At 73.3% G+C, this 21,102-nt stretch carries 8 protein-coding genes; 7 read left to right on the forward strand and 1 reads right to left on the reverse strand.

The genetic code is table 11. The features are described 5' to 3' along the window. Positions 1–28 precede the first annotated feature (28 nt). Positions 29–772: a thioesterase II family protein gene (locus ABB07_RS39790; protein WP_208903920.1), complete on the reverse strand. Its 744-nt coding sequence runs from the start codon at positions 770–772 to the stop codon at positions 29–31. 474 nt (positions 773–1,246) lie between these two features. Here ABB07_RS39790 and ABB07_RS39795 point away from each other — a divergent pair, with 474 nt between their 5' ends. The 7 genes from ABB07_RS39795 (at position 1,247) to ABB07_RS39825 (ending at position 21,099) form a co-directional block, all read left to right on the forward strand. Next, positions 1,247–1,462: an MbtH family protein gene (locus tag ABB07_RS39795; protein ID WP_208903921.1), complete on the forward strand. Its 216-nt coding sequence runs from the start codon at positions 1,247–1,249 to the stop codon at positions 1,460–1,462. 204 nt (positions 1,463–1,666) lie between these two features. Then, positions 1,667–2,359, forward strand: a complete 693-nt coding sequence (locus ABB07_RS39800; protein WP_244189847.1) for an LmbU family transcriptional regulator — start codon at positions 1,667–1,669, stop codon at positions 2,357–2,359. Positions 2,360–2,450: 91 nt separating this feature from the next. Next, a complete protein-coding gene (locus ABB07_RS39805) occupies positions 2,451–4,031 on the forward strand; it encodes an amino acid adenylation domain-containing protein (RefSeq protein ID WP_208903923.1) in 1,581 nt (526 codons plus the stop codon). Positions 4,032–4,065: 34 nt separating this feature from the next. After that, entirely contained in the window at positions 4,066–4,296 is a 231-nt protein-coding gene (locus tag ABB07_RS39810) for a phosphopantetheine-binding protein (protein WP_208903924.1), read from the forward strand. A gap of 16 nt (positions 4,297–4,312) precedes the next feature. Then, positions 4,313–5,500, forward strand: coding sequence for an NAD(P)/FAD-dependent oxidoreductase (locus ABB07_RS39815; protein WP_208903925.1), 1,188 nt, complete (start codon positions 4,313–4,315; stop codon positions 5,498–5,500). 51 nt (positions 5,501–5,551) lie between these two features. Beyond that, positions 5,552–13,336 (forward strand): amino acid adenylation domain-containing protein, encoded by a 7,785-nt coding sequence (locus ABB07_RS39820; protein WP_482269470.1) that lies wholly within the window; start codon positions 5,552–5,554, stop codon positions 13,334–13,336. Further along, positions 13,333–21,099 (forward strand): non-ribosomal peptide synthetase, encoded by a 7,767-nt coding sequence (locus ABB07_RS39825; RefSeq protein ID WP_208903927.1) that lies wholly within the window; start codon positions 13,333–13,335, stop codon positions 21,097–21,099. The genes ABB07_RS39820 and ABB07_RS39825 overlap by 4 nt, the downstream gene beginning before the upstream one ends. Positions 21,100–21,102: the final 3 nt, after the last annotated feature.

A 21,102-nucleotide genomic window follows, 5' to 3' on the forward strand; every position in this document is an offset into this window, starting at 1 on the left:
CTCCCCCTCACACAGGCTGGTGGATTCGTCAGGAGCGCGCCGCGCCCGCCGCCCGGAGCGCCGTGGTCGCGTCCCGTTCGATCTGCCGCAGCAGCGGTCCGGGATCGGCCTGGAAGTAGAAGTGGCCGCCGTCGAAGACCCGCAGCCCCAGGAAGTGCTCGCTGTGCTCCGCCCAGCCGGCCATCCGCCGGGGTGCGGCGGAGTGGTCCAGGGCGCCCGCGAAGGCGGACAGCGCCACGGGCAGCGGACCGGCGTCGGGAGCGGGGCGCCAGGTCTCCACCAGCCGCAGGTCGGCCCGGATGATCGGGTCGTACAGGTCCCACAGCTCGGGATCGTCGAAGACCCCGTCCGGCGTGCCGCCCAGCAGCCGCAGACGCGTCCGCAGCTCGGCGTCGGGCAGCTCGTGGATTCCGCTTCCCGGCCCCGCCAGCTGCGGTGCGCAGCGTGCGGAGACCCCGGCCCACACCGGCAGCGGCAGGCCCCGGCCGACGGCACCGCGGATGATCTCGTACGTCACGAGGGCGCCCATGCTGTGCCCGAACAGCGCGTAGGGGCAGGTCAGTTCGGGCTCGATGCTGCGCAGCAGGTAGTCGGCGAGGCGGCCCGCGTCGGGGATCTGCGGCAGCTCGAGCAGCAGGCCGTGGCCCGGGGCGTCGAGCAGCCGGACGTCCCACGTGTCCGGCAGCCGCTGCGGCCAGTCGCGGTACAGCAGGTGTGAGCCGCCCGCGTGGTGCAGGACGAACAAGCGCAGGTCAGGTCGTGTGCTGTCCATCGCTCTCCCTCGGCTCGGGCCGCGCACCCCCGAACCATAGAACGGTGCCGGGCCGCGGGGGCGCGGGCACCGGGCGTTCTCCGCCGGTGCTGTGGCGGCTCTCGAGCGATCCTCGGGCGGCGGGGCGCCCCGCACCACCCGGGCGGGCGAGGGGCGGCATCGTGGCACAGGAACCCGGTGGGGTACAGAGGATCCGGTGGGGTGCACGGCCAGGCCGACGACCGGGCGGTCGGCGCGCCCGTCGCCTTGTAGCGCCGACGGTCGAGTCCTTACGGTGACGTGGCAACGCCGGGGTCGCCACCGATGCCGGGTGTCCCGTCGACCGGACGCCCGAGTGTCCTGTCGACCGGACAGCCGAAGTGTCCTGTCGGCCGGACGACGCCGATCGGCGACCTCGCGCCCGGTGCTGTCGCGCACCCGGCCTGGCGATTTCCCAATCCCGAGTCACTCCGTGACGGTTAAGGACGGTGCCAGTTGAGCGCTAACCCCTTCGACGACGAGGACGGCCGCTTCTACGTCGTGGTCAACGACGAGGAGCAGCACTCCCTGTGGCCGGTGTTCGCCGAGGTGCCGGCGGGCTGGCGGGTGGTCTTCGGTGAGGCGGCCCGGGCCGAGTGCCTGGAGTACGTCGAGCGGAACTGGACCGACCTGCGCCCCAGGAGCCTGCGCGAGGCGATGGCGGCGGACTGAACACCGGCCGCTCACCGGCGGGCTCGCGGGCCCGCACACCTGCGCCCGGCCGGCGCTCGCGACGCGGGCGAGCAGGCCGGCCGACGAGCAACAACGGTGATCGCCCCCGGGTGATCGCTCAACACCCGGGAAAAAACGCTGAGTTGGGAGATGAAGGGTGTGACGGGGGCTGTGAGGACCGCGGGCAGGTACAAGGCGATTCCGGTGGACAACAGCGGTGAACCGGCACAGCGCGATGTGCTCCTGTCCTTCGTGGGGACCCAGGCCAAGGTGCGCAAGTCGGGGCTGGTCTTCCCGCAGAACCTGCCGGAGCGGTCCTGGGAGCAGATCGGCACCAGCCTGCGCGAGCTGGTCAACTCCTCCGCGTGGTGGCTCGCCGACTGGCTGATCTACGGCGAGGCCACCTACGGGTGGCGGCGCTACAAGGAGGCCATCGAGCGCACCGGACTCGACTACCAGACCCTGCGCAACTACGCGTGGGTGGCCCGGCGGTTCGAGCACCACCGCAGGCGGGACAGCCTCAGCTTCGCCCACCACGCCGAGGTGGCCCGGCTGTCGCCGCCGGAGCAGGACTACTGGCTGCGCAAGGCCGACCAGCAGAAGTGGTCGCGCAACGAACTGCGCAGGGCGGTGCGGGCCAGCCTGGCCGTGCAGAGCGGCACGGCCGGGGTCTCCCCGGGCGGTGGCGACGGGCAGCGGGAGGTGCCCCGGCCGGCCGAGCCGGCGGCCGCGGACCAGCGCCGGCCGCAGGTCACCACGCTCACCATCGAGCTGTCCGCCGGCCAGCTGGAGCACCTCTCGAAAGCCGCGGCCGCGCACGGCCTGTCCGTCGACAAGTGGGTGGCCCAGCTGCTCGAGACCGTCGACCGGCGCATCCCCGAGGCGCGCACCGCCTAGCGGCGCGCCGCCCGAAGGTGCCGGCAAGCCCGTTCCCCGGGGTGTGCCGGCGGCTCGTCCGACCGGACACCTCTCACATCGGAGTCAGTTGATGATCCTTCAGGGAAAGCGGGTCGCCCTGCCCCTGGCGCCCGTCGTCCACCAGCAGTTCGAGGCCCATGTGGCGGCCACTCCCGACGCCCTCGCCGTCGTCTGCGGCGCCGAGCGGGTGACGTACGCGGAACTGGACGCGCGGGCCAACCGGTTCGCGCGGTTCCTCGCCGCGCGCGGACACGGCCGGGGCGCGAAGGTGGGCGTCTGTCTCGACTACTCGGTCGACCTGCTCGTCGCCATCCTCGGCACGCTGAAGGCCGGCGCGGCCTATGTGCCGTTCGACCCGGCCTACCCGGCGCAGCGGCTCCAGCTGCTGCTGGGCCAGGTCCCCGACCTCGCCCTGATCGTGGCCTCGCAGGCGACGGCCCGGATGGTCGAGTCGGCGGCCGCCGACGTCGTCGACCTCCAGCAGCTCTCCGGTCACCTGGCCGGTCTCCCGGCGACCGCCCCGGACGTCCACGTCACCGGGGACGACATCTGCTACGCCGTCTTCACATCCGGTTCGACCGGTACGCCGAAGCTGACCGCGGTGCGGCACGAGGGCTGGTTCAACCTGATGAACTGGCTGAAGCTCGAGTACCACCTGGACAGCGCCTCGAACAACCTGGTCGTCAGCGCCTTCGGCTTCGACCTCTCCCAGCGCGCCCTGATGACGGCGCTGTTCTGCGGCGCCACCCAGTACCTGATGGCGAGCCGGAACTTCGACGCCATGCTGGCGTACCGCCTGCTGACCGAGCACGACATCCGCACCGTGCACTGCGCCTCCAGCACGCTGTACCTGCTGGTGGACTGGGAGACCGCACGCGGCGGTGACGCGCTCACCCAGCTCGACTACATACTCTTCGGCGGCGAGCCGCTGAAGTACGAGCGGATCGTGGACTGGGCGAGCCGCGAGGGCAACTACTGCACCCTCCTGCACCAGTACGGCGTCGCCGAGTGCACGGACGTCGCCACGTCGTACGACCTCGCCGGGCACCGGCCCTGCGACCAGGACATCGCCCCGGTCGGCACGCCGGCCCACAACACCGACATCCTCCTGCTCGATGAGGACCTGCGCGGCGTCGCGCCGGGGGAGTACGGCGAGATCTGCATCGCCGGGGCCGGCGTCGGCGCCGGCTACCTGGGCGCCTCGGGCCCCGAGAACGCGAAGTTCACGACCGTCGTGGTCGACGGCGAGCCGCGCCGGGTGTACCGCACGGGCGACCGCGGCTACGTCACCGAGGCCGGTGACCTCGTCGTCGCCGGCCGGATGGACGCGCAGGTCAAGGTGCGGGGCATGCGCATCGACCCCACCGACATCGAGCGCGCGCTCGGCAGGCTGCCCGGGGTGCGGGAGGCCGCCGTGGTGGTCACGTACACCGGTGCCGGCGAGGCCGAGCTGACCGCGTTCCTCGTCCCGTCCGGCGGCGAACTCGCCGAGGACGACCTGCGCAAGGGCCTGCTGCAGACACTGCCGCGGAACATGGTCCCGGCGCGGTTCGTGAGCATCCTGCGCATTCCGCTGAGCCCCCACGGAAAAGTCGACCGCGCGGCGCTGGCCGATTCACTCAAGAACCAGTACAGCGGCACGGCGGCATAGTCGACGGACCTTGCCGACGAACGAGAGGACTGTGATGATTGCCGACCGCGTGCGCGCCATTTGGTGCCGGGAACTGCAGCGCGACGACATTTCGGCCGACGACGATTTCTTCGCCCTGGGCGGCCAGTCCGTGATCATGGTCAGGATCCAGGGTGCCTTCATCGAGGAGCTGGGCGCCGAGGTGCCCATGGACCAGCTCTTCCTCAACCCGACGGTGGCGTCGATCTCCGCCTACATCGAATCCCTGAGTGCGGTCACCAAATAGAAAGAGAGGCGCCGCCATGTACGACGTGATTGTCATAGGTGCCCGTTGCGCGGGTTCACCGACGGCCATGCTCTTCGCCCGCCAGGGTTATCGCGTCCTGCTCCTGGAGAAAGCGAAATTCCCGCAGGACACGCTCTCCTCGCACTACCTCCACATGCAGGGCGTGGCGCTGCTGAACCGGTGGGGGCTGCTCGACAGGATCCGTGACTCGGGCGCCCAGCCGATCACCCGCCAGAGCTATCAGGGGCCCGGTGTCCGCATCGAGGGCTTCTCCCTGCCGATCGACGGCCTGACGACCACGTACGCGCCGCGGCGGTACGTGCTCGACCCGATCCTCGCGGACGGCGCCGTGGCGGCCGGCGTGGAGTTCCGGCAGGGGTGCGCGGTCAGGGACCTGGTGTGGGAGGACGACCGGGTCGTCGGCGTGCGGTACACGACGCCCGGCGGCGCCGAGGCGACGGACCGGGCGCGCCTCGTCGTCGGCGCGGACGGCATGCGCTCGCTGGTGGCCCGCAAGGTCGGCGCGGAGAACGTCATCGAGCACCCGCGGCTGACCACCACCTACTACAGCTACTGGTCCGGGGTGCCCGCGAACTTCGAGCTGTACGAGCGGCCCGGGCGCTGGATCGGTGTCCTGCCCACCAACGACGACCTCACCCTGCTCATGGCCTACTTCCCGCAGGCCGACTACAACGAGGTCCGCAAGAACGTGGAGCCCGCCTACCTCGACGCCTTCCGCACGACGGCACCCGAGCTGTGGGAGCGGATGCAGTCGGGCAGGCGCGAGGAGCAGCTGTACGGCACCGGGCACCAGGAGAACTACTTCCGCAAGGCCTACGGGCCCGGGTGGGCGCTGGTCGGCGACGCCGTGAACCACAAGGACTCCATCACCGCCCGCGGCATCACCGAGGCCTTCGTGCAGGCCCAGTCGCTCACCGACCACATCGGGGACCGGCTGCACGACGACGCCGCGCTCAAGGCGGCGCTGCGGCGCTACGAGAACGACCTGGGCGGCGAGGCCCTCAGCCACTACCAGGGCGCCCTCAACGTGGCCGAGCTCAAGCCCGAGGGCCGGACGGACATGCTGCGCAAGCTGGTCGGCCACCAGGACCACATCGACCGGTACTTCTCCACGCTGTCGGGCGCGTGCTCCATCGACGACTTCTACAACGACGAACTCCTGACCCTGCTCGACCAGGGCTGACCGACACCACCTGCTCACCTGGTTTGCCGATTTGGAGACACAATGATCCCGTTGTCGTTCGCGCAGCGTCGGCTGTGGTTCGTGGACCGGTTCGAAGGCCCGTCGCCGACCTACAACGGCGCTTTCGCCCTGCGGCTGACCGGTGAGCTGGACACGGGTGCGCTTCAGGCGGCGCTCCGCGATGTCATCGACCGGCACGAAGTCCTGCGCACGGTGATCGTCGAGGGCGACGACGGCGTCCCGCACCAGCAGGTGCTGCCGTCCGGACAGCAGCCGTTCGACCTGCCGGTCGTCGAGGTCGCGGGGGAGGACGAGCGGGCGGCGGCGGTCGACGAGGTGGCCACCGCGACCTTCGACCTGGCCGCCGACGCCCCGATCCGCGCCCGCCTGGTGCGGTCCGGGCCGCACGAGCACACCCTCGTCGTCGTGGCCCACCACATCGCCGTGGACGGGGAGTCCTTCGGGCCGCTGTTCCGCGATCTCACCACGGCCTACGCGGCCCGCCGGGAGGGCGGCGCACCGGCGTGGGAGCCGCTGCCGGTGCAGTACGCGGACTACACGCTGTGGCAGCTGGACGTGCTCGGTGACGAGTCCGACCCGGACAGCACGGCGGCCCGGCAACTGGCGTACTGGCGCGAGGCCCTGGCCGACCTGCCGCAGCCGCTGGCCCTGCCGACGGACCGCCCGCGCCCGAGGGTGATGGACCCCGCCGGCGACCGCGTCCCGTTCTCCATCGGCCCCGACCTGCTCGCGGCGGTGGAGAGGCTGGCCGCGGAGGCGGACACCACGGTGTCGATGGTCATGCACGCGGCGCTCGCGGTGCTCCTGCACCACCTCGGGTGCGGTGACGACGTGTCCATCGGCGCGCCGATCACGGACCGCACCGACGAGGAACTGCGGGACCTCGTCGGCTTCTTCGTCAACACCTGGGTGCTGCGCGTCGACCTGTCCGGGAACCCGACGTTCCGCCGGCTGCTCGGGCAGGTGCGGGACCGGTCCCTGGCCGCGTACGACAACCAGGACATGCCGTTCGAGCGGCTGGTGGAGCTGCTCAACCCGGACCGGTCCACCGCCTACAACCCCTTCTTCCAGGTCATGCTGTCCTGGCAGCCGCCCGTGCCGCCCATGGAACTGCCCGGCCTCGACGTCCGGGCCGAACGGCTCGAGACCCGGACGGCCAAGTTCGACCTGTTCTTCGACCTGCTCCCGAACGGCTCCGGCGGCGCGAACTGCCGTCTGGAGTACGCCACCAGCCTGTTCGACCGGGACACGGCCGAGGGCATCGCACAGCGCTTCGTCCGCGTCCTGGGCCGGCTCGTGGCCGACTCCGAGCGCGCCGTCGGCACCGTCGACGTGCTCGACGAGGCCGAGCGGGAGCGGCTGCTCACCCGGTTCGACGACACCGCCCGGGCGGTGCCCGAACCGACGGTCCCGGAGCTGTTCGAGAGCCAGGTGGCCCGGACGCCCGACGCCCCGGCGCTCGTGTGCGACGGCCGGACGCTGACCTACCGGGAGCTCGACGACCGGGCGAACGGCGTCGCCTGGGAGCTCATCCGGTGCGGCGTCGGGCCGGAGGACCTGGTGGTCCTCGCGCTGCCGCGCACCGAGGACCTGGTGGCCGGCCTGCTCGGCATCCTCAAGTCCGGTGCCGGATACGTGCCGTTGGACCCGCAGTACCTCAGCGGGCGGGCGGAGAGCGTGCTGTCCGAGGCAGCGCCGCGGTTCGCGGTCACCGACACCGAGACGTGGCAGGCCCTGCCCGACAACGACATGGCGTGCGTCAACCTCGACCTGCGCGCGCAGTGGCGGACGCCCGCCGGCGCACCGGACGACGCGGGCCGGAAGGCGCCGCTGAGCCCGGACAACGTCGCGTACGTGATGTACACCTCCGGCTCCACGGGCAAGCCGAAGGGCGCGACGATCACCCACCGGGGTGTCGTGGGCGGCGTGCGCGAGCTGGTGCGCGTCCTCGACGCGCCGCCCGGGTGGCGGATGCTGGCCGGCACCTCCGTCAACTTCGACGTCTCGGTCTTCGAGCTGCTGACCACCCTGACCACCGGCGGCACGGCCGAGCTGGTGGCGAACGCGCTGGCGCTCGGCGAGCGGGAGCACTGGGACGGCCATGTGATCAGCGGGGTCCCCTCGGTGCTCGGGGAACTGGTGGGCCAGCTCCACAAGGCGCCCGAGGTGCGCACGGTCGTGTTCGCGGGCGACGTGCTCCCGGGCCGGCTGGTGCGGCAGGTGCGCGAGGCCCTGCCCGGCGCACGGATCGTGAACTCCTACGGGCAGAGCGAGAGTTTCTACGCCACCACGTTCTCCCTCGCGGCGTCCGAGGAGTGGGCGGACGGCGATGTCGCGCCCATCGGCACCCCGCTGGGCACCATGCGCGCCTACGTCCTCGGCCCGGGACTCGCCCCGGTGCCGCAGGGCGTGATCGGTGAGCTGTACGTGGTCGGGACCTGCCTGGGCCGCGGCTACCACGGCCGCCCCGGGCTGACCGCCGAGCGCTACGTCGCCAGCCCCTTCGGTCCGGCCGGCGAGCGGATGTACCGCACCGGCGACCTGGCCCGCTGGAACGCACAGGGGCAGCTGGAGGTGGTCGGCAGGGCCGACGGCCAGGTCAAGGTGCGCGGCTTCCGCATCGAGACGGCCGAGGTCGAGGCCGCGATCACCGCGCACCCCGGCATCAGCGAGGCCGTGGTGATCAGCCGGGAGGTGCCCTCGGGCGGGCGGCGGCTCGTCGCGTACGTGGTGCACACCGGCGAGGGGGCCGTCGGCGACGACGGCGCCGGCGGGATCGGCGACGTGGACGTGCAGTCCGGCGCCTCCGCCGCCGAGCTGCGCAGGTTCGTCGCGGCCCGGCTGCCCGACTACATGGTGCCGTCGGCCTTCGTGGCCCTCGGCCGGCTCCCGCTCGGACCGACGGGCAAGCTGGACCGCAAGGCGCTGCCCGAACCGGAGTTCCTCGGCGAGACCTACCGGGAGCCGCGCACCGAGGCCGAGAAGATCATCACCGCGGCGTACGCGGACGTGCTCGGGGTGGACCGGGTCGGTGTCGACGACGACTTCTTCGCGGTGGGCGGCGACAGCCTGCGCTCCATCCAGGTGGTGGCCCGGGCCCGCGCCCGGGGCCTGGAGCTCAGCACCCGCGAGATCTTCGAGTGCCGCACGGCGGCCCGCCTCGCCGAGGCGGCCGCCGACCGCCAGGGCCGGGCGCCCGTGCTCGCCGAGCTGGAGGGCGGCGGCGTGGGCCCGATGCCGCTGCAGCCGGTGGCGCGGCAGGTGTTCGAGCACGGCGGCGGGACGAACCGTTTCGCCATGTCGATCGTCCTCGACCTGCCCACCGGCATCGACGCGGACGGCCTCGCCGCGACGCTCGACGCCGTACTCGACCGGCACGACCTGCTGCGCGCACAGCTGGTGCGCGGCGACGAGCCCTCCCTCCTGGTGCGCCCCGCGGGCACCGTGCGGGCCGCGGACCTGATCCACCGCGTCGACTGCGACGGGCGGTGGGACGAGCCGTCCGCGCTTCAGGCGGCCAGGACCGCGCTGGACGCCTCCGTCGGCCGGCTCGACCCGGAGGCCGGGACCATGGCGGACTTCGTCTGGTTCGCCGCACCCGAGGGTGCGGGCAGGCTGCTCGTGGTGCTGCACCACCTGGCGGTGGACGGCGTCTCCTGGCGGATCCTCATGTCGGACCTCGCCGAGGCGTGGCAGCAGGTCCGCTCCGGCCGGACGCCCGAGCTGCCCGCGGTCGGCACCTCGGCCCGCCGCTGGGCGTCGGCGCTGCAGGACGAGGCCCTCTCGCCGGAGCGGGAGGCCGAACTGACGTACTGGCGGGACCTGCTGGAGGCGACCGACCCCCCGCTGGGCACGCGGGCCTTCGACCCGGCCGTGGACGTGTGGTCGACGCTCGACACCGTGCGGGTGCAGCTGCCCGCCGAGGTCACCGAGGCGGTGCTGACCAAGCTGCCCGCGGCGTTCCGGGGCACCGGCACCGACGTGCTGCTCGCCGCGCTCGCCCTCGCGGTGAACCGGTGGCGCGGCGCGGACCGCTCCACCCTGGTCCGCCTGGAGGGACACGGCCGCGAGGAGGAGGTCGTGCCCGGGGCCGACCTCTCCCGGACCGTCGGCTGGTTCACCGCCATGTACCCGGCCCGGGTCGATGTGCGGGGGGTCGACCTGGCCGACGTACTGGCGGGCGGCCCCGCGGCCGGGCAGGCCGTCAAGCTGGTCAAGGAGCAGCTGCGCGCGGTCCCGGACAAGGGCGTCGGCTACGGGCTGCTGCGCTGGCTGAACCCGGAGACCGCCGAGCAGCTCGCCGACTACCCGGCGCCGCAGATCGGCTTCAACTACCTCGGCCGGATCTCCGACGCCGACGTGCCCGAGCACCTGCGCGCCCACGGCTGGGGGCCGGCCTCCTGGTCCGCCGAGCTGATCCCGACGCCCGACCCGGACCTGCCCGCGCTGTCCGCGCTCGAGGTCAACTCGGTCGTCACGGACACCGCCGACGGCACCCGGCTGCAGGCGGCCTTCATGTTCCCCACCGGGGTGCTGTCCCGCGAGCGGGCCGCCGAACTGGCCGAGCTGTGGGTCGAGGTGCTGCACGGCATGGCCCGCTACGCCGCACGCCCGCGGACCGGCGGGCTCACCCCCTCCGACGCCCCGCTGGTCACGGTGCGGCAGGACGAGATCGAGGCCTGGGAGGAGCGCTACGGCCGGCTGGCCGAGGTGTGGCCGCAGGCCCCGGGGCAGTCCGGCATCCAGTTCCAGGCGGCGCTCGCCGACGGCACCTTCGACGTCTACCACATGCAGTTCGTGCTGCACCTGTCCGGGCACGTGGACCCCGAGCGCATGCGGGCGGCCGGGCAGGCGCTGCTGGAGCGGTACCCGAACCTGCGCTCCGCGTTCCTGACCACGGCCGACGGCGATCCGGTGCAGGTCGTGGCCGAACACGTCGCGCTGCCCTGGCGGCACCTGGACCTGACCGGGCGCGGCGAGGCCGAGCAGGACGCGGCGCTCGAGACGGCCCTCGCCGACGACCGGGCCGACCAACTCGACCCCGCCCGGCCGCCGTTGTTCCGCCTGGCCCTGCTCACCTGCGGGCCCGAGCGGGCGAAGCTCATCATCACGGCGCACCACACGCTGTTCGACGGCTGGTCGTCGCCGCTGGTGATCACGGACCTGATCCGCCTGTACGCCGAGACGGGCGACCTCGCCCCGGTCCGCTCCTACGGCGACTACCTGGCCTGGCTGTCCCGGCAGGACCGGGAGGCGTCGGCGGCCCGCTGGCAGGCCGAGCTGGAGGGATTCGACCAGCCGACCCTGGTGGCCGCGGACCTGCCCTCCGAGGGCGAGGCGACCGCCCTCGGACGGGTCGAGGTACCGCTGTCGATCGACCAGGGACGCGAACTCGCCCGGCGCGCCGCGGAACTCGGGGTCACCCTCAACACGCTGCTGCAGGGCGCGTGGGCGGTGCTGCTGTCGAAGCTGACCGGGCAGCACGACGTGGTGTTCGGCGCCGCCGTCAACGGCCGCCCCGCCGACCTGACCGGCTCCGACGAAATGGTCGGCCTGTTCATCAACACCCTGCCGACCAGGGCCGTGTGCCGCCCGGACCGCAGCCTGGCCGAGGTCATCACCGACCTGCAGAACCGGCAGATCGGCCTGCTCGACCACCACTACTACGGCCTCGCCGACATCCAGCGCGGCGTCGGGCTGCCCTCGCTGTTCGACACGATCGTGGTGTTCGAGAACTACCCGATCGACCGCGAGGGCATCGTCGACGCCAACGCCTCGGCCGGCTTCACGATCGACGCCATCCGGCCGTTCGCGGGCTCGCACTACCCGCTCACCCTCAACTCCTCCGACCCCTACCTGCGGCTCTCCCTCGACTACCAGCGCAACCTCTACGACCGCGCCTCGGCCGAGGTGATCGCCGCCCGGCTCGTCCGCGTCCTGGAGCAGGTGCTTCAGGACCCGACGGCGGCGGTGGGCGCCGTGGAGGTGCTCGGCGAGGACGAGCGGGACCGGCTGGTGCGCCGGGTCAACGACACCGCCCGCCCGGTGGTCCCGGACACCCTGCCGGGCGCGTTCGAGGCCCAGGCGGAGCGCGACCCGGACCGGGTGGCGCTGATCGGTGAGGACCAGACGCTGACCTACGGCGAGTTCAACCGGCGCGCGAACCGGCTGGCGCACTGGCTGGTGGAGCAGGGCGCGGGACCCGAGCGGCTGGTCGCGGTGCAGATCCCGCGCTCCGTCGACCTGCTCGTGGCGCTGTACGCGGTGGTGAAGGCGGGCGCGGCCTATGTGCCGGTGGACCCGGAGCTGCCCGAGGACCGGGTGCGGCACGTGCTGGACAGCGCGCAGCCGCTGCTGGTCCTCGACGAGAACCTTCCGGACGTCTCCGCCTACCCGGAGACGAACCCGCGGCGCGCGCTGTCCCCGGACCACGCCGCGTACGTCATCTTCACCTCCGGCTCCACGGGCGGCCCCAAGGGTGTGCAGGTGGCACACCGGTCGATCATGAACCGGCTGAAGTGGGGGCTGGCGCACTTCGGCGTCGGGCCCGAGGACCGGGTGCTGCTCAGCACGACGGCGAGCTTCGACGTGTCGGTGCCGGAGCTGTTCGCGCCGCTCCAGGTCGGGGCCGCCGTGGTCATCGCGCGTCCGGACGGGCGCCGCGACCCGGCCTACCTCGCCGACCTGATCCAGCGCGAGCGGGTGACCGGCGCCGACTTCGTGCCCTCGCTGCTGGAGGCGTTCGTCGCCGAGCCGGCGGCCAAGGAGTGCACCAGCCTGCGCTGGATCGAGGTCGCGGGCGAGGCCTTCCCGCCCGCCCTGGCCAACAAGGCGGCCGGCGTGCTGCCGGGCTGCGGGGTGCACAACCTCTACGGGCCCACCGAGGCGTCGGTGGAGGTCACGGCGTGGCAGCACGTGCCGGGCGCGGACCGGGTGCCGATCGGCGCACCGATCTGGAACACCCAGGTGTACGTGCTGGACGCGGCGCTGCGCCCGGTCGCGCCCGGCGTCCCCGGCGAGCTGTACCTGGCCGGCACCGGCCTCGCGAGGGGCTACCTCGGACAGACCGGGCTGACCGCGAGCCGGTTCGTGGCCTGCCCCTTCGGCGAGCCGGGCACCCGGATGTACCGCACCGGTGACCTCGTGCGGTGGAACACCGGCGGCCAGGTCGAGTACATCGGCCGGACCGACTTCCAGGTCAAGGTGCGCGGCTTCCGCATCGAGCTCGGCGAGATCGAGCAGGCGCTTGCCGCCCACCCGGACGTCGACAGCGCGGTGGCCGTGGTGCGCGAGGACCGCGCCGACGACCAGCGGCTGGTCGCGTACGTCGTGCCGGTCCGGGGCACGGATCCGGCCGGGCTGGACCTCGCGGCCCTGACGGGCCAGGTCCGCGAGCAGCTGCCGGAGTACATGGTCCCCTCGGCGATCGTGCCGCTCGCCGAGCTCCCCACGACCCCGAGCGGGAAGCTCGACCGCAAGGCGCTGCCCGCACCGGACTACACCGAGGAGGCGACCGGACGCGGGCCGCGCAACCCCACCGAGGAAGTCCTGTGCCGGCTGTTCGCCGAGCTGCTCGGGCTGACGGAGGTCGGCATCGACCTCGACTTCTTCAGCCGCGGCGGGCATTCGCTGCTGGCCACCCGGCTGGTCGGCCGCATCCGCAACGAGCTGAACGCCGATGTGAAGGTCACGACCGTGTTCCGCAATCCGACCGTCGCCCAGCTGGCCGAGCGGATCGAGGAACTGGGCACGTCGAACCGCCCCCGGCTGCGTCCCCGGCTGGGCCAGATGACCGTTGAGGAGACGCGTCGATGATCCCCCTGTCCTTCGCCCAGCGCCGGCTGTGGTTCCTGCACCGCCTGGAAGGCCCGTCCGCGACCTACAACATCCCGTTCGTGCTGCGCCTGGACGGGCCGCTGGACACGGCGGCCCTGGCCGCGGCGGTCGGGGACGTGGTCACCCGGCACGAGAGCCTGCGCACCCTGGTCGCCGAGAACGCGGACGGCACGCCGGAGCAGCGGATCCTGCCTCCCGGGGAGGCGAACGCGCCGTTCCGGGTGACCGACGTGGCCGCGGACGCGGTGGACGCCGCGCTGCAGCAGGCCGCGTGCGAGGGCTTCGAGCTGGACAGGGAACTCCCGCTGCGGACCACCGTGCTGCGCCTGGCCCCGCAGGAGCACGTGGTGGTGTTCGTGTTCCACCACATCGCCGCGGACGGGGCGTCGATGGCGCCGTTCCTGCGGGACCTGCTGGCGGCGTACGCGGCACGGCACCGGGGCGAGGCGCCGCAGTGGGCGCCGCTCGCCGTGCAGTACAAGGACTACACGCTGTGGCAGCGGGAGCTGCTGGGCGACGAGGAGGACCCGGAGAGCATCGCCGCGGCCCAGCTGGAGTACTGGCGGGGCGAACTGGCCGGGGTGCCGCAGCCGGTGCAGCTGCCGCTGGACCGGCCGCGCCCGACGTCGGCCGGCCACGACGGCGGCCATGTCGACTTCGAACTGGACGCGGACCTGCTCGCCGGGATCGGCAAGCTCGCCGCGGAGCACGGCGGCACGGCACCGATGGTCGCGCAGGCCGTGCTCGCGGTGCTGCTGCACCACGTCGGGGCCGGCAACGACCTGACGATCGGCAGCCCGATCGAGGGGCGCGCCGACGAGCAGCTCGACGATCTCATCGGGTTCTTCGCCAACACCTGGGTGCTGCGCGTCGACCTGTCCGGCAACCCGTCGTTCGGCGAGCTGCTGGAGCAGGTGCGCGACCGGGCCCTGGCCGCCTACGACAACCAGGACGTCCCGTTCGAGCGTCTGGTGGAGCTGCTGAGCCCGGAGCGCACCACCGCGTACCAGCCGCTGTTCCAGGTGATGCTGGCCTGGCAGTTCGAGTGGTCGCAGATCGAGATACCCGGCCTGCGGGTCAGCCCCGTCCCGGCGGGCACCGGCACCGCGAAGTTCGACCTGTTCTTCAACATCGTCCCGGCCCCGTCCGGCGGCGCGTACGGCCGGCTGGAGTACGCGACGGAACTCTTCGACCACGCCACGGCCGAGAGCCTCGTCGACCGCTATGTGCGCGTACTGCGGCAGGTGGTCGCCGATCCCGGGACGCGGCTCGGCGCGGTCGAGGTGCTCACCGGGGCCGAACGGGACCGGCTGGCACGGCTGAACGACACGGGGGCGCCGGTGGACCGGGCGACGGTGCCGGAGCTGGTCGCCGCCCAGGTGGCCGAGACACCGGACGCGACCGCGGTGGTGTGCGGGCACACCGAGCTGTCGTACCGGGAACTGGACGCCCGCGCCAACCGGCTGGCGGCGGTGCTGCGGGACCGCGGCGTCGGGCCGGACGTCCTGGTCGCGGTCGCGCTGCCGCGCTCCGCGGACCTGGTGGTCGCGCTGCTCGCGGTGCTCAAGGCCGGCGGCGCCTACCTGCCGATCGACCCCGGCTACCCGGCCACGCGCGTCGACCTGCTGCTCGAGACGGCCGGTCCCGCGCTGGTCCTGACCGACTACGCGACGGCGGCGACCGTGGCGAAGTGCCGCACGCGCGTGCTCCACCTCGACGACCTGTGCCTCGACGGCCGCGCCGTCGAGCCCCCGGCGCCCCGGACCGGCCCGGACAACCTGGCCTACGTGATGTTCACCTCGGGCTCGACCGGGACGCCCAAGGGCGTGGCCGTCACCCACGCGGCCGTGGTCAACGGGGTGCGCGATCTGCGTCGTACGGTCCAGGTCGGGGCGGGGTCCCGGATGCTCGCCGCGACCTCGGTGAACTTCGACGTCTCCGTCTTCGAGATCTTCACCGCGCTCACCGCCGGGGCGTGCGTGGAGATCGTCCGTGACGTGCTCGAACTCGCCGAGCGCGGCGGGTGGTCGGGCACCACCGTCAGCGCCGTGCCGTCGGTGTTCTCCGCACTGCTGGACGAGGCCGTCGAACTCGACGTGCGCACCGTCGTCTTCGCCGGTGAGGCACTCCCGGCCGACCTGGTCCACAAGGTGCACCGGGCCCTGCCCGGCGTCCGTGTCGTCAACGCCTACGGGCAGACCGAGAGCTTCTACGCCACCGCCTTCGCGCTTCCGCAGGAGTGGAGCGGAACCGGCGCGATCCCCGTCGGCACCCCCCTGGCCAACATGCGCGCCCACGTCCTGGGGCCGGAACTGGCACCGGTTCCGCCCGGTGTGGTCGGGGAGCTGTACGTCACCGGCCTGGTCGCCCGCGGCTACCACGGCAACGGCCGGGCGACCGCGGAGCGGTTCGTGCCCTGCCCCTTCGGCCCCGCCGGCACCCGGATGTACCGCACCGGCGACCTGGCCCAGTGGGACGAGCAGGGCCGGCTGAGGTACGCCGGCCGGGCCGACACCCAGGTGAAGATCAACGGCATCCGCCTCGACGCGACCGAGATCGAGACCGTCCTCGCCCGGCACCCCCAGGTCGCCCAGGCAGCGGTCATGGCGCGCGAGGACCACAGCGGCACCAAACGGCTCGTCGGCTATGTGGCGCCGGCGGGCAACGCCGACGTCCCCGTGGCGGAGCTGCGGCGGTACATGGCCGAGCGGCTGCCGGACTACATGGTGCCCGCCCTGTTCGTGGTACTGGACCGGCTGCCGCTCAACGCGAACGGCAAGCTGGACCGGGCCGCGCTGCCCGAGCCGGAGTTCACCGGCGCCGCGTACCGGGCGCCGCGCAGCGAGGCGGAGCGGATCCTGGCCGAGGTCTACGCCGACGTGCTCGGCGCCGGACAGGTGGGCATCGACGACGACTTCTTCACCAGCGGCGGGGACAGCATCCGCTCGATCCAGGTCGTCGCGCGGGCCAAGACCCGCGGCGTCGTCGTCAGCACCCGGGAGATCTTCGAGCACCGCACGGTCGCCCGGCTCGCGGAGCTGGTCGAGGGCCGGCAGGAAGAGGAGCGCGTCACCCTGGCCGAGCTGCCGGGCGGCGGCGTGGGCTGGGCCCCGCTGCCGCCGACGGCGGCCCACGTCCTCGCGCTCGGCGGTGGCATCGGCCGGTTCTGCATGTCCGCGCTGCTGACCCTGCCCGCGGACATCGACCGTACGGGCCTGCTCGCGACGCTGCAGGCCGTCCTGGACCGGCACGACGGCTTGCGCTCCCGGCTCGACCGGGCGCAGCCGGGCCTGCGGATGGAGCCGGCCGGCCGGGTGGACGCCGGAGCCCTGCTGCGGGAAGTCCCCTACGGCGGCGCCGATGTGCAGGCCGAGCTGGACGCGGCCGCGGACCGGCTGGACCCGGACGCGGGCGTCATGGCGCAGTTCGTGTGGTTCACCTCCGGCACGAGCACGAGCACGGCCACGGACACGGCGGCGGACCGGCTGCTGATCGTGCTGCACCACCTGGTCGTCGACGGGGTGTCCTGGCGGATCCTGCTGCCGGACCTGGTGTCCGCCTGGCAGCGCGTCCGCGACGGACACGCCCCGGCACAGCCGGCGGTGGGCACCTCGCTGCGCCGGTGGACCCATGCCCTGGCCGAGGCGGCGGCCACCCCCGAGCGGGTGGCCGAACTGCCCTTCTGGCAGGAGGTCCTGCGCGCGCAGGAACCGGTGCTGGGCGCGCGGGAGCCGGACCCCGCCCGCGATGTCACGGCCACCGTGGACACGGTGCGCGTCCAGGTGCCGGCGGACGTCACGCGGACCCTGCTGACCACGCTGCCCACGGTGTTCCGCGGCGGTGTCGACGACGGGCTGCTGGCCGGGCTGGCCCTGGCACTGGCCCGCTGGCGCGAGGCGCGGGGTGTTTCCGCGTCCCAGGCGCTGGTGCGGCTGGAGGGACACGGCCGGGAGGAGCACCTGGTGCCCGGCGCGGACCTGTCGGGCACGATCGGCTGGTTCACCGCGATGTACCCGGTGCGCCTGGACCTGGCGGGCGTCGACGTGGCCGACGCGTTCGCCGGCGGCGCGGCCGCCGGACGGGCCGTCAAGGCCGTCAAGGAACAGCTGCGGGCGGTCCCGGACAACGGCATGGGCTACGGCCTGCTGCGCCACCTCAACGAGGAGACCGCCGCGGAACTGGCCGGAGCGCGCGCACCGCAGATCGGGTTCAACTACCTGGGCCGCTCCTCCGGCGCCGACATCCCCGAGGACCTGCGGGGCCTGGGCTGGGCACCGGACACCACGCACCGGGACCTGATCGCCGCGCCCGACGCGGACATGCCGGTGCTGTCGGCGCTGGAGATCAACGCGGTGGCCGCCGGTGACGAGCTGACCGCCTACTTCGGCTTCCCGACCGGAGTGCTCTCCCGCGCCGAGGTGACCGAGCTGGCCGGGCTGTGGGTCGAGGCGCTGACCGCCCTGGCCCGGCACGCCCAGGCCCCGGACGCCGGCGGGCTCACCCCGAGCGACGCGCCCCTGGTCGAGGTGCGCCAGGACGAGATCGACGCCTGGGAGGCCCGGTTCGGCAAGCTGGCCGAGGTGTGGCCGACGACGCCGGTGCAGTCCGGGATGCTGTTCCACACGGCGCTGGCCGGCTCCTCCTTCGACGCCTACCACATGCAGCTGGTGTTCCACCTGTCCGGCGACGTCGACCCCGACCGGATGCACCGGGCCGCGCAGGCCCTGCTGGGGCGTCATGCCGGCCTCCGCGCGGCGTTCGTCGACCGGGCGGACGGCGACGCCGTGCAGGCGGTGCCGGAGACGGTGTCCCTGCCCTGGCAGCACCTCGACCTGACCACCCTCGCCGAGGCGGAGCGGACCGAGGAGTTCGAGCGGTTCCTCGCCGAGGACCGGGCCGCCCACTTCGACGTGGCCACCCCGCCGCTGCTCCGGGTGGCACTCGTCCACCTCGAGCACGGCCGCGCCGAACTCGTGATGACCGCCCACCACGTGCTGATCGACGGCTGGTCCATGCCCCTGCTGATGCAGGACCTGCTGCTGTTCTACGCGTCCGGCGGCGAGACGGCCGCCCTGCCCGCGACCCGCGACTTCGGCGAGTTCCTGGCCTGGCGCGCCCGGCAGGACGAGGCGGAGTCCGCCCGGGTGTGGGCGGCCGAACTCGACGGCGTCGAGGAGCCGACCCTGCTCGCCCCCGGCTCCGAAGGCGCGGGCGAGGGCGTCGGCCAGGTCGACATCACGCTCCCGGCCGACGAGGCCCGCGCACTGGGCCGGCGCGCCACCGAGCTGGGCGTCACCATCAACACCCTGGTCCAGGGCGCCTGGGCGCTGCTGCTCGGCCGGCTCACCGGCCGTCAGGACGTGGTGTTCGGCGCCACCGTCTCCGGGCGGCCGCCCGCCGTGACGGGCGTCGACTCGATGGTCGGGATGTTCATCAACACCCTTCCCGTACGCGTCGCGTACGCGCCCGGCGACACCCTCGCCGAGATCCTCACCCGGCTCCAGAGCCGGCAGGCCGCTCTGCTGGACCACCACTACTACGGGCTCACGGAGATCCAGCAGTCCGTCGGCCTGAAGTCCCTCTTCGACACCCTGGTCGTCTTCGAGTCGTACCCGGTCGACGAGGAGGGCATCAGCGCCGCCTCCGCCGCCGCGGACGGCATCGCCTTCACCGGTCTGCGCGCGTCCACGGCCACCAACTACCCGCTGACGCTGATGGCGGCGGCCGCCCCGCACCTTCAGCTCATCCTCCAGTACACGCAGGGCGTCTTCGACCGGGAGACGGTGGAGGTGATCGCGGCCCGCCTCGTGCGCGTCCTGCGGCAGCTCGCGGCCGACCCCCAGGCGAAGGCCGCGCAGGTCGACGTCCTGGAACCGGCCGAACGCCACCGGCTGCTCACCGAGTTCAACGACACCGCCGTACCGACCCCGGACCTCACGGTCGACGGGCTCGTCGCGGCACAGGTGGCGCGGACCCCGGACGCGGTCGCCGTGGAGGCCGACGGCACGCTGCTCACCTACCGGGAGCTGGACGCCCGGGCGGGCCGCCTGGCGCGCGAGCTGGCCGGACGCGGAGTGGGACGTGAGTCGGTGGTCGCGGTGTCGCTGCCGCGCTCGGCGGACCTGGTGGTCGCCCTGCTCGCGGTGCTGAAGGCGGGCGGCGCCTATCTGCCGGTCGACCCCAGGTACCCCAGCCGGCGCCTCACCGCCATCCTCGACGAGGCGCGGCCGCACCTGGTCCTGACGGACTCCGCGACGGCCGCGGCGCTGCCGGGGCACACCGCCCCGGACGTCCTCCTCGACGCGCTCGACCTGTCCGGCGCCGACACCGGCCCCGAAGTCCCGCACCACCCCCAGCAGTTGGCGTACGTCATGTACACCTCCGGCTCCACGGGCAAGCCCAAGGGCGTCGCCATCACCCACGCGGGCGTGGTCAACGGCGTGCTGCGGCTCGCCGAGCGGGTCGGGCTGGCGCCGGGCAAGCGGCTCCTCGCGGGCACCTCGGTCAACTTCGACGTCTCGGTGTTCGAGATCTTCACGACCCTCGCCACCGGCGGCGTCGTCGAAGTGGTCCGGGACGTCCTGGTCCTGGGCGAGCGCAAGGACTGGAGCGGCAGCGTCGTGTCCACCGTGCCCTCCGCCTTCGCCGAACTCGTCGACGAGATCGCCGGCCGCGCCCGTGTGGAGACGGTCGTCTTCGCCGGCGAGGCCCTGCCCGCGTCGCTCGTCGACAAGGTGCGGGCCGCCTTCCCGGGCGTACGGGTCGTCAACGCCTACGGACAGAGCGAGTCGTTCTACGCCACCACCTTCACCGTCCTTGACGGCACCCGGGGCTGGGCGGGCAGCGCGCCCGTCGGCACCCCGCTCGGCAACATGCGGGCCTACGTCCTCGGCCCCGGCCTGACGCCGGTGCCGCCCGGCGCGGTCGGCGAGCTGTACGTCGGCGGGGCCGTGGGCCGCGGCTACCACGGCCGCGCCGCGCTGACCGCCGAGCGCTTCGTCGCCGACCCGTTCGGCCCGGCGGGCGCGCGCATGTACCGCACCGGCGACCTGGCCCGCTTCCACGAAGAGGGCCGGCTGGAGTACGTGGGCCGCGCGGACAGCCAGGTCAAGGTGCGCGGCTTCCGCGTCGAGCCCGGCGAGGTCGAGGCCGCGCTGACCGCGCACCCCGGCATCGCGCAGGCCGCCGTCCTCGCCTGCGACGGGCGCGGCGGCGGCACGGGCAAGCAGCTGGTCGCGTACGTCGTGCCCGCCGTCACCGGCGGCGACGCCACGGCCGGCGACGACACCACGGCCGGCGACCGCGCCGGCCTGGAGACCAAGGAGCTGCACGGCTTCGTCTCCGAGCGGCTGCCGGACTTCATGGTGCCGGCCGCCTTCATGGTCCTCGACCGGCTGCCGCTCACCCCGAACGGAAAGCTGGACCGGGCCGCGCTGCCCGAACCGGAGTACACCGGCGCCGCCTACCGGGCGCCCCGCACTCCCCGCGAGGAGGCCCTGGCCAGGCTGTTCGCCGAGGTGCTCGGCATGGACCGGGTCGGCATCGACGACGGCTTCTTCGAACTGGGCGGGCACTCGCTGCTCGCCACCCGGCTGATCAGCCGCGCCCGTGCCGAGCTGGGCATCGAGATACCCATCCGCAAGATCTTCGACCTGCCGACGGTCGCCGCGCTCGCCGCGTGGTCGGAGGAATCGGCCGCTCCCCGTCGCCCCAGTCTGCGCCAGATGATCGTCAAGGAGTGAATC

It is taken from the genome of Streptomyces incarnatus, assembly GCF_001027185.1.
Lineage (GTDB): Bacteria > Actinomycetota > Actinomycetes > Streptomycetales > Streptomycetaceae > Streptomyces > Streptomyces puniciscabiei.

Bases quoted from the DNA above. Each gene is read 5' to 3' on its own strand.
- ABB07_RS39815 (WP_208903925.1), top strand. From the start codon at position 4,313: ATGTACGACGTGATTGTCATAGGTGCCCGTTGCGCGGGTTCACCGACG.
- ABB07_RS39790 (WP_208903920.1), bottom strand. From the start codon at position 772: ATGGACAGCACACGACCTGACCTGCGCTTGTTCGTCCTGCACCACGCG.
- ABB07_RS39825 (WP_208903927.1), top strand. From the start codon at position 13,333: ATGATCCCCCTGTCCTTCGCCCAGCGCCGGCTGTGGTTCCTGCACCGC.
- ABB07_RS39810 (WP_208903924.1), top strand. From the start codon at position 4,066: ATGATTGCCGACCGCGTGCGCGCCATTTGGTGCCGGGAACTGCAGCGC.
- ABB07_RS39805 (WP_208903923.1), top strand. From the start codon at position 2,451: ATGATCCTTCAGGGAAAGCGGGTCGCCCTGCCCCTGGCGCCCGTCGTC.